At 65.9% G+C, this 10,212-nt stretch carries 9 protein-coding genes; 3 read left to right on the top strand and 6 right to left on the bottom strand.

The window, feature by feature from the left end; translation table 11 throughout:
• The 3 genes from ACW6W5_RS01920 to ACW6W5_RS01910 all read right to left on the bottom strand — a co-directional run.
• A partial coding sequence (locus ACW6W5_RS01920) for a methyl-accepting chemotaxis protein (RefSeq protein WP_458233614.1) occupies positions 1 to 2,222 on the bottom strand: 2,222 nt, incomplete at its 3' end.
• Between the two features lie 330 nt (positions 2,223 to 2,552).
• Entirely contained in the window at positions 2,553 to 4,019 is a 1,467-nt protein-coding gene (locus ACW6W5_RS01915; RefSeq protein WP_152151071.1) for a SulP family inorganic anion transporter, read from the bottom strand.
• A 176-nt stretch (positions 4,020 to 4,195) separates the two neighbouring features.
• Positions 4,196 to 5,128 carry a helix-turn-helix domain-containing protein gene (locus tag ACW6W5_RS01910; RefSeq protein ID WP_152151069.1) on the bottom strand — a complete coding sequence of 311 codons (933 nt, stop codon included), beginning with the start codon at positions 5,126 to 5,128 and terminating at the stop codon, positions 4,196 to 4,198.
• A gap of 73 nt (positions 5,129 to 5,201) precedes the next feature.
• On the opposite strand from ACW6W5_RS01910, the gene ACW6W5_RS01905 reads away from it, so the two are divergent.
• Positions 5,202 to 7,403: a TonB-dependent receptor gene (locus tag ACW6W5_RS01905; protein WP_152151067.1), complete on the top strand. Its 2,202-nt coding sequence runs from the start codon at positions 5,202 to 5,204 to the stop codon at positions 7,401 to 7,403.
• Between the two features lie 33 nt (positions 7,404 to 7,436).
• Here ACW6W5_RS01905 and ACW6W5_RS01900 read toward each other — a convergent pair whose 3' ends face one another.
• Positions 7,437 to 8,486: a DUF5694 domain-containing protein gene (locus tag ACW6W5_RS01900; protein ID WP_226956569.1), complete on the bottom strand. Its 1,050-nt coding sequence runs from the start codon at positions 8,484 to 8,486 to the stop codon at positions 7,437 to 7,439.
• Between the two features lie 193 nt (positions 8,487 to 8,679).
• On the opposite strand from ACW6W5_RS01900, the gene ACW6W5_RS01895 reads away from it, so the two are divergent.
• Complete coding sequence (locus tag ACW6W5_RS01895; protein ID WP_259462124.1) at positions 8,680 to 8,802, top strand: Sec-independent protein translocase family protein; 123 nt, start codon at positions 8,680 to 8,682, stop codon at positions 8,800 to 8,802.
• Positions 8,803 to 8,909: 107 nt separating this feature from the next.
• A complete protein-coding gene (locus ACW6W5_RS01890) occupies positions 8,910 to 9,434 on the top strand; it encodes an IgaA/UmoB family intracellular growth attenuator (RefSeq protein ID WP_152151065.1) in 525 nt (174 codons plus the stop codon).
• Positions 9,435 to 9,462: 28 nt separating this feature from the next.
• On the opposite strand, the gene ACW6W5_RS01885 is transcribed toward ACW6W5_RS01890, so the two are convergent.
• Together ACW6W5_RS01885 and ACW6W5_RS01880 are read right to left on the bottom strand one after the other, a co-directional pair.
• Positions 9,463 to 9,813, bottom strand: a complete 351-nt coding sequence (locus tag ACW6W5_RS01885; protein ID WP_070471870.1) for an outer membrane protein assembly factor BamE — start codon at positions 9,811 to 9,813, stop codon at positions 9,463 to 9,465.
• An 11-nt stretch (positions 9,814 to 9,824) separates the two neighbouring features.
• On the bottom strand, positions 9,825 to 10,007 hold the full coding sequence (locus ACW6W5_RS01880; protein WP_121040147.1) for a hypothetical protein: 183 nt from the start codon (positions 10,005 to 10,007) through the stop codon (positions 9,825 to 9,827).
• Positions 10,008 to 10,212: the final 205 nt, after the last annotated feature.

Here is a 10,212-nt window from a genome sequence, read left to right as displayed (position 1 = left end):
GCGCTGACCTGGGTGACCGAGTCGTCGATCAAGGTCTTGATCTCCTTGGCCGCCCCGGCGGAGCGCTGCGCCAGTGCGCGCACTTCGGTGGCCACCACCGCGAAACCGCGCCCCTGCTCGCCCGCGCGCGCCGCTTCCACCGCAGCGTTCAAGGCCAGGATGTTGGTCTGGAATGCGATGCCGTCGATCACCGAGATGATCTCGGCGATACGCTTGGAGGACGCCTCGATCCCGGCCATGGTGGTCACCACCTTGCCGACCACCTCACCTCCCTTCGAAGCCACCTCGGCAGCGCCGGCGGCGAGCTGGTTGGCCTGCACCGCGTGGTCTGCATTCTGGCGAACCGTGGAGGTGAGTTCTTCCATCGATGCGGCGGTCTCTTCCAGGCTGGCAGCCTGCTGCTCGGTGCGGCGCGACAGGTCGCTGTTGCCTGCGGCAATCTCGCCGGCGGCGAGGTTGATGCTGCCGGTGGCCTGCTGGATGCGGCCGACGATGTCGGTCAACTGCGCTACCGTGGTATCGGCATCGTCACGCATCCGCGCGAACACGCCATGGAACTCACCGCGCATGCGCGCCGTGAGATCACCCGCGGCAATGGCACGCAGCAGCGCGGAAATCTGCTGCAGGTTGTCATCGCTGACCTGCATCATGGTGTTGAGGTTTTCGACCATCGCGCGGAAGTCGTGGTCAAAGCGCACCACATCGCCACGCTGGCTGAAATCCCCCACCGCCGCCGCCCCGGCCAGATCCCCGATCTGGGTATTGATGGCGCGCAGGTTGGCCTTGGTGGTATCCATTGCAGCAGTAAAGGCGGCCTGCTCGCCGGGCAGGCGGTCCATGTCCGGGCTCAGGTCACCGACCGCGTAGCGCTGCATCACTTCGACCAGGCGACGCGTGACCGCGATGTTGGCGCCCACCAGCTGGTTGGTGTCTTCCACCATCTTGCCGTACTCGCCCGGGAAGGTCTGCGCGTCCATGCGGTAGCTCAGCTCACCCGCCTCGTGTCGCTGGGCCATTTCACCCTGCGCGGCCATCACTGCGCGCAGCTGGCTGCGCATGCGCTGCATCGATTCAAGCAGCCGGCCGACCTCATCATTGCGCGCGGGCGGCAGCGGCGTATCCAGACGTCCCTCGGCGACGTCGGCCGAGAGCCGGACCGCATCGGCCAGCGGGCGGATCGCCTGTCGGCGCAGCAACACGTACACGCTGCCACTGAGCACCAGTGCCGCACCCAGACCAACGGCCAGGATGATCCACAGCAGCGCACGTGCCTGCGCAGTGATCAGCGCATGCGGCACGATCACACCCAGCGCGAAATGCTCTTCGCTGCCGCCGATGCGCAGCGGCACGTAGGTCTTCACGTTGCCTGCCGCATCCGGTTCGAAGGCATCAAAGGTCTTGTCTGCCTTGACCGCCGCCAGTACCTGCGTGGTCAGCGCATCCTCGCGGCGCTTGCCGATCTCGCTGGCGTCCTTCGCGGCCAGCACGATCCCGCCGGGCGAGATCAGTTCCACATGGCCTTCCTCCATGGGCCGCAGCGCGGCCAGGTGCTTCTGCAATGCGGCCAGCGCGAAGTCCACCGTCACCGCACCAACAAACGTCCCTTGGTCGATCACCGGGGTGGACAGCGTGGTCATCAGCACCTTCTGACCGCCGATCTCGTAGGTGTAGGGCTCGGCGACGGTCTGCCGTTTGAGCGCCTTCGGCTTGAGATACCAGTCGCCATCGCCGGGCACGTCATAGCCGGTCAGCGCATCCTGCATCGGCGCGCCGTCGTGCCAGGCCCAGTAGCTCATGAACCGGCCGGTATCATCGTGTGCCTCGGCGCCAACGAACTCGGCATCCTTGCCATCGAAGGCGTCGGGTTCCCACAACGTGCCGAAGCCCACCCATTCCGGGTGCACCTGCACCTGCTGGTGGATCACCGCAGACACCGTCGCCCGCGACAGCGTTCCCGCAGCGCGCTGCACCAGCAGGTTCTGCGCGAGCGCCTGGCTGGTGGCGAAAGCACTGCAGAGATCACCGCTTACCCGCAGGGCTTCGGCCTGGGCCTCGCTCTGCATGGTGTGGCGGGAGGCATCCACCAGCGACGCGCTGGCTTCGCGATAGCTGATGGCAGCGGTGACACCGAAGCAGAGCATGGCGATCAACGCCGTACCCAGCATCAGTCGGTTGGCGATGCTGCCAGGGCGCTTGGAAGCAGTGGGGCGGGACACGGGCATGGGGGCGGTTCCGGAAAAAGGGCATACCGGCGGACGCAGTCACGCGCCGCCACGGAAACACGCAGTCCATTGCGGGCCGGCACGCACGCGGTGCAATCACGGCGCGGCCAGCAGGGATCGATGCAACGTCGGATCAGCACAGGCAGCCCGCCGCCACTCCCGGGAGGGCTGGTCCTGTGCTGGGGGTCACCGCGTCGTACGCCACGGTGCCACCGCCCTGCTCTGTGGAGATGCCGCCTGCCCGCACCGTGACGGCACCGGCCCAGAGAAGGGACTCAGCTGGATAACGGCGTCATGGGCGCGATGTTTAGCGCGGCTTCCTGACCGTGTTCAGTGAACGCCCGCGCCGCGCTCGCCACGTCCCAGCCGCTCCACCAGCGTCTGGCTGGCCGCGTTGAGTCCGATCACCTCCACCTGCGCCCCGCGTGCGCGCAGTTTGCCGGTCACCCGTTCCAGCGCGCCCACGGCGCTGAGGTCCCAGAAGTGCGCGCTGCTCAGATCGATGGTCACGCGCTCAGGCACCTGCAGCAGGTCGAAGGCCGCCGCGAACTGCCCGGCCGAGGCGAAGAACACCTGCCCGCTGACCGTGTAGACACGGGTGCCGTCGGCCGTGTCGGCCTCGGCGATGTCCAGCATCCGTCCCACCTTGCGGGCGAAGAACAGCGCCGACAGCAGCACGCCGGTCAGCACCCCCTTGGCCAGATCGTGCGTGGCCACGGTGACGACCACCGTGCCCAGCATCACCACCGAGGAGCTTTTCGGATGCAGCCGGAACTCGGCGAACGAGCGCCAGTGGAAGGTGCCGATGCTGACCATGATCATCACCGCGACCAGCGCGGCCATCGGAATCTGCCGGACCCAATCCGCGCCGTAGACCACCAGCAGCAGCAACAGCACGCCCGCGACCAGGCAGGACAACCGGCCACGTCCGCCGGAGGACACATTGATCACCGACTGCCCGATCATCGCGCAGCCGCCCATGCCGCCGAACAGCCCAGCGGTGATGTTGGCCAGGCCCTGGCCAGCGCACTCACGGTTGCGCTGGCTGGGCGTATCGGTCATGTCTTCCACAATCTGCGCGGTCATCATCGACTCCAGCAAACCGACTACCGCCAGCGTGGCCGAGACCGGCAGCAGGATGCGCAGGGTCTCCCAGGTGAACGGCACATCGGGGAGCAGGAAGGTCGGCAGGCTGTCCGGCAGCGCACCCATGTCGCCGACGGTGCGGATGTCCAGGCCCAGCCAGATCGACAGCGCGGTCAGCACCACGATCGCCACCAGCGGTGAGGGCACCGCCCGGGTCAGCAGCGGCAGCAGATAGATGATCGCCAGGCCGGCCGCGCACACGGCGTACACCGTCCATGGCATCCCGATCAGCTCGGGCAACTGCGCCAGGAAAATCAGGATGGCCAACGCGTTGACGAAGCCGGTGATCACCGAGCGCGAGACGAAGCGCATCAGGGCGCCAAGCTTGAGCGCGCCGGCGACGATCTGCAGCAGCCCGGCCAGGATGGTGGCGGCCAGCAGATACTGCAGGCCGTGGTCGCGGACCAGATCGACCATCACCAGCGCCATCGCGCCGGTGGCGGCGGAGATCATGCCCGGCCGGCCACCGGCGATGGCGGTGACCACCGCGATGCAGAACGAGGCGTACAGGCCGACCTTGGGGTCGACCCCGGCAATGATGGAAAAGGCGATCGCCTCGGGAATCAGCGCGAGGGCGACCACGGCGCCGGACAGCAGATCACCGCGGATATTGCCGAGCCATTGCTGGCGCAGCGGATAGGACACAGACATGGACAGACTCCACGCACCGGCGATGCGCACGGCGCGTTGTGTGATGAAGACAAAGCACTCCCTGAGCCAGCGCAGAGGCCGGCGCGTCGTCAACGCGGTATCAGGGTGGCGTCATCACAGGGGTCCTGCCGGGGCAGCGGAAGCGGCGCGCAGGATAGCGCAGTCCTCCGATGGTCTCAAACACGGGCCGCCAGTTCACCTCGCGCGTTGCCTGCCCAGCGCGACGGTGCCTGCCCGGTCACCCGCCGGAACGCCGCGGCGAACTTGCCGGGGTTGGCATAGCCCATCGCCAAGGCGACCTCGGTGACGCTGCGGCCGGCCAGCAGCATCGGCTTGGCCGCCTCCATCCGGCGCCACGTGAGGTACGCGTAAGGCGTCATGCCGGTTGCGATCCGGAAGCCGCGGCTGAATCCGCTGGCCTCCTGCCCGACTTCCTGCGCCATGCGGGCAACGCCCAGATCGTCGCCGAGATGGGCATCGATCAGTTCCTGCACGCGCTTGAGGTGCGTCGGTGAAAGCGCGCGTCGCGTCGCGGGCGCCGCAACCGGCAGCCCGGCCAACCGCTTCAGCACCAGGTCGACACCGTGCTCAAAGAACGCGGCAGAACCGGCATGTGCTTCGGCGCAGTGCCACAACGCCCCCATCACCGAGGCGATCACCGGGTCCCCATGCAGCGCCGATGCTGCGCGATGCAGCTGCTCCGCGCGCACGTCGTGCCCCTGCAGATGCCGTGCGTCGATGGCCAGGCCCAGCAGCGCCAGCGCTGGGCTGCGGAATTCGCCTGGGCAGTCCGGCAACACCACATTGAACGCGCCTGCGCGCCAAGGCTGCGCGATGCGTCCGAGCGCCGTGCGCTGATACAGGGTGCCGCCGCCGGCAGTGAGCAGCCCGATGCGCAACGCACTGCCCTCACCCATCGCGCCCTGCGCCGCGGCGAACGTATGGCGGAGCATCAGCACCGAGCCGTCGGCATTGCCCACGCACGCGTCCAGCGGACCGCCACTTTCGGACGCCACGCGTGCAGCCACGGCAGTCGTTGGTGAGGAAAAGGCGCAGGTCATCGGGTGTCCCGTTCTGGAGCGGCCGCTCCGGAAATGGAGCAGCGGCACCTAATTGTTACACAATAACATTCGCGATTCCTCCCCATCACCGTGGTGCGCGCCACCACCCCAGAGGCTCCTCGTGAAACACGCTGTACTTGCCGGCGCCGTGCTCGCCGCGCTTCAGTTGCTGCCCAGTGCGCCCGCCGAGGCCCAATCCACCCCGGCCGCCAAGGCCACCGAGCTGGACGGCATCATGGTGACCGGCAGCAAACGCGATACCCCGTACCTCAAGAGCGACATGTCGGTCACCGTGCTCAACCGCGAAGCACTCAAAGAAGCGCACGTCACCGAGTTCCGCGACCTGGATAAGCTGGCCCCCAACGTGAAGTTCAACGTGATGGGTCAGCTCAGCGATATGTTCATCTCCATCCGCGGCATCGAGTCCAACCCGTTTCTGGTCAACCGGGCCTCGGTCTATATCGATGGCATTCCGTTCCGCGAGCTGAGCAACGCGGTGTTGAACCATGTGGAGTCGGTGGAGATCCTGCGCGGGCCGCAGGGCACGCTCTACGGCGCCAACAGCGAATCCGGCCTGGTACTGGTGCGCACGCGTGCACCGTCGGCAACCACCGAGGGCGAGGTCAATGTCGGCGTCACCTCGTTCGGCAACGGCCACGGCAGCAGCGTGGATGGTTTCCTCGGCGGCGCGCTGGGCAACAGCGACCGGTTGTTCGGCTCGGTGGCGTTCATGGCCTCGGATGAAGACAGCCACCTCAAGAACCTCACGCCCTTCAACGGTGTCAACGGCAAGGTCAAGGAGACCTATCTGCAGGGCAAACTGCGCTGGGAGCCGACCGATACGCTGGCCATCAACGCGATCGCCTACCACCTGGGCACGCGTGCACCCGGGATGTTCGAGTACGAGTACCTGCCGCTGGATGTCGGCCTTTACAACCGTACCTACGGCGATCTCTACAACGGCGGCCGTCGTACCGGTGACTTCACCTACATCAACGATGCGCCCAAGCGCACCACAAAGAACGAAACCGTCGCCGGGACCAGCGCGCAATGGCAGTTGTCCCGCGGCACCCTGGATGCGGCATTGTCATATCGCCAGGAGGAAGACACCTCCGCCGGCTACGATTTCGACATGACTGCGACGCCCGCGCTGGCCGGCCGCATCTACGACAAGCAGCACAGCTGGAACGGCGAACTGCGTTTCAGCTCCCCCAGCGATCAAGCGCTGACCTACATCGCCGGCATCTCCACCTACCGGCACCACAAGGACTCCATCCTGGGCACGCTGGTCGGCCCGCCGTTGCGCGGCCTAGGCAGCTATGACCTCGCACCGCTGCAGGGCTCGGATGGCCAGGACTACAGCGTGTTCGGCACCGCCAGCTACACCCCACCCTCGCTGCCGAAACTGACCGCCAGCCTCGGTCTGCGCCATGAGCAGGCCAAGCGTTCCACCCGCCAGCGTGAAGGCACGCTCGACCTTGGCCCGGGCGGGCTGGTGTTCTATCGCGATGCCGAACTCGCACATACGTTCACCGCCACGCTCCCGCGCGTCTCACTGCGCTACGACGCCAGCGACACGCTCTCGTTCTACGCCGCATCCGCCAAGGGCTACATTCCGGGCGGCTTCAATCTGGCGGCCGCGCAGAGTGACGTCGTCAACGACAAAGTGCTGCGCTACGAATCGGAAATGATGTGGAGCCATGAGCTCGGCTTCAAGATGAACGTGCTCAACGGGCGCGGGCATATCGGTGGCGCGGTGTTCCACATCACCTCGGACAACTGGCAGGAGATCCAGTTGGCGACCGATGCCAACGGCCGTCCGATCTCCTCGGACTATGTCGGCTCGGATGCGTCCATCCGCTCGCGCGGTGTGGAGCTGGAAGGCGCGCTGGAGGTCCTGCCGGGCCTGACGCTGACCGCCAACGCGGGCTACGTGGACGCCGAGTACCGCAAGCTGTTCGTCGGCGCCAATGAAAGCCTGGCCGGCAACGACGTCAAACTCACCCCGCAGTACACGGCCTACCTTGCCGCACGCTACCAGCATCGCTCCGGGCTGTTCGCGCGCGTGGAATCCTCGTTCAACGGGCGCATGGCACTGGATGAGCGCAACCGCGCCTATCAACCGGCTGTGGCCATCCTCGGCGTGCAGCTCGGCTATGAAACCGGGCCGTGGAGCACCCGCGTGTACGTCGACAACCTGACCAACAAGCGGCGCATCAACGGGTTGATCTTCGACAACCTGGCGTTCGGCCGTGACGGCAACTACTACGGTCCCATCGACCGCCCGCGCATCGTCGGTGCGCAAATCGGCTATCGGTTCTGAGGCAGCGTGGAGGGGGCCGCGGGCGGTGCCCTCCTACTCCTTGAGAACGTCCTGTGCATCCACGATATCCACCCCCGAGACCTGCCGCAGCCAACCATCGAACCACGGCTTGTGCGAAGCGCCGACGATGGAGAGCACGCGGGAGCCCGGGTGGTCGCGCACGACCTCGAGAATGTTGGCGACCATGCGCAGATTGCGGATCTCCCAGCCCTGCACCCAGATCTGAGGGTAGTGCTGCGGTGACACGGCGGCCAGCGTCGGGCGCACGTTGGACTCGGCGAGCACCTGCAGCGCCGCGGGCTCATTGACGCTGCGATACAGCGAGAGCAGATCGTTGGACGCGATGAAGGCCGCTTCGCGTTCCGTCATGGCATCGAACGTGGGGCCATACCCACTCCACGCCTGCTGGAGCGCCGCGCTGAACGCCTTGCGGTCCGCGATCTGATGATTGTCACCGGTATGGTCGTCGACCGCGTACACGCGCTGCAGGCCGAGCCGCGCGGCCAGGACCGCGGCGATCTGGTAGCTCTCGTTCTTGCGCGCTTGAATCTGCTTGAGCAGCTCGACCAGGGTGCCATCCAGGCCATCGCCCGCGCGTCGCTCGGCCACGGGCAGCTGCAGCCACTGCACGTACGCAGACGCCCGTTCGCCAGCGGCAAGGAACAGGGCGGCCAGTTGGCGACGCTGCGCAGGCGTGGGCGACGCCGGCCAGGTTGCGAACGTCTTGTTGACCTGCACGATCGCGGCAGGCACATCCAGCCCCGTAGCGGTCTTCGCGGTCTCCGTGCTGGCGCAGTAGTCATCGCCGTAGACCGCCGCATGGCGCTTGGCCAGGTCACACTGCTCGCCGCTAATGGCTTCGATGGTGATGTAGCCGGGCTTGAAGGCTGCGAGCCTGTCCAGCAGCGGATCCAGTGCTTTGGGATCGAAGGCCTCGTGCTCGCTGAGGTGGACGCTGCCCAGCACGAGGACGTCGGTGCGTGGGCCGACCATGCCCTTGTCCAGGTTTGCCAGATCGATCTGCGCCTGGGCGCAGAACGGGATCAGGGCCATCACGCAGGCCGACAACACGCGTTGCTTCATGCATCACCCCCGGGGAAGTCCGTGACAGCCTTTCTAGCAGGCAGATGCGGCGCCGGCCACGTGCCGGATGGCATAGGGGTCCAAAGGCGTTGTGCGAGCGTCCTTTCCGGCTTATGGGCGCCAGCACCCAGTTCCCGATGCCGCCTACGGACAAAGATAGTAGGATTGAAGCAACCAACGGAAGGTCTTACGCATGGGCAGTTTCAGTATCTACCACTGGATCATCATCGGCGGCTTGATGCTCATCCCGGTCGCCATCGCAGCGGTGATCGCCATCGTCGTCCTCAGCCTGCGAAAGAAGTCACCCAACCGCTGACGAGCGCCCCCTGCCGGGTCAGAATGGCCGGCTCCCCGGGTGTTGCGGGGTGACTCAAGGGATCCGGCATGGCGACAAGAAACAACACGGTCGAGTGGATCACGGGGGTGATGCTGCTCATCTTCTTTGCCATGCTGTTCGGTATCCCCAACAGCTCACCGTGGTTCGGGCTGGTGTTCGTGTACCTGATGGCCGCCGCGCTGTTCATCGTGGGCAGCATGCTGTGGAGTGCGTTGCGCAGCCGCCGCACAGCACTGGCATTAGGTCGCATGCCACCCACGCGCGCACTGCACACCCGCGAGGCGAAAGCGCTGGAGTGGTTCGGCCAACCCGAGCGCATCGTTTGGCGCATGCCGCGCGGGAACGTGATCGATCTGATCAAGGCGACACGGGCCGCAGGCAGCCGGCGGGTAGTGCGCACACTTCGCGGGCCGTATCGCGTGATGGTGCGCGCCCGGCATCACGAGCGGCATGACTTCATCGGCGAGGTGGAGGTACTCATGCTGCCGGGGGCGGATCGCTACCTGCGCGAGAACAACGAGGCCGACGTGTTGCTGTGCGGAAAGTTCGCGGTGGTGCTCGCGTTGAATGGCGCGTGGCGTATCGACCAGGCGCCATCGCTGTTGCGATGACGCGCGTGCGCATCGCGTTGTCGTTCAATCAGTAGCGCGGCTTGATTGGCTCACTGGAATCCAGGTACCCCGCGGCGAGAGCCTTCTCGCAGGCGATATAGCCTGCGTTGACGACGCGCCCCTGCGCGTTGAAGACCACATAGTAGGGCGAGGTGTTGCCGCGGTTGCGCAGGAGATAGTTGTAGCAGACGCCGTTGATGCCGGGCACCACCATTGCATCCAGCGGCCGTCCCGCGGCGCTCAGGACTGACTCGCGGGTCGCCCCCTGCTGCAGCGAACTGATCACGACCGGATTGCCGCGGTCATATTGAAGAACGCTGGGCATGCATGCGGACAGACCCGCGCAGACACCACACGCCAGCAGGATCGCCTTGGTCATGGGGGCGGCGCTCACTGCCGGCGCGCACGCGCTGCCGCCGCGTTGGCGTCGCGGATGCGCTGGTTGCGCGCCTGCTTGTCATAGTCATCCTTTGCCTGCATCACGCCACCGGCCGCCTGGATCCAGCTGCTGGTTGTGCATCCGGACACAAGTAATGTCGCGGCAAGGGCTGCCGGGATAATGAGAAACTTCATGAATCAACCTCTCTGAAAGCCATCGACACGTGGCCGATGGAAAACTGCGCCGCACTACCGGCAAGCGCACATGAAGCGATGCGAAAAACTAAATCGCGGAATCGGTGAAGCCATTACTGGCGCCGCAAACCGGGGCGGAACGATAGTTGACACACACTTAACAAAAACGAAATGTGCCGTGCTTCTATTTTTGTATATTCCTATT

Source organism: Stenotrophomonas sp. IS26, assembly GCF_054188265.1.
Note: the sequence above shows the minus strand (reverse complement) of the source record. Positions and strands in the feature narration are given on the sequence as shown.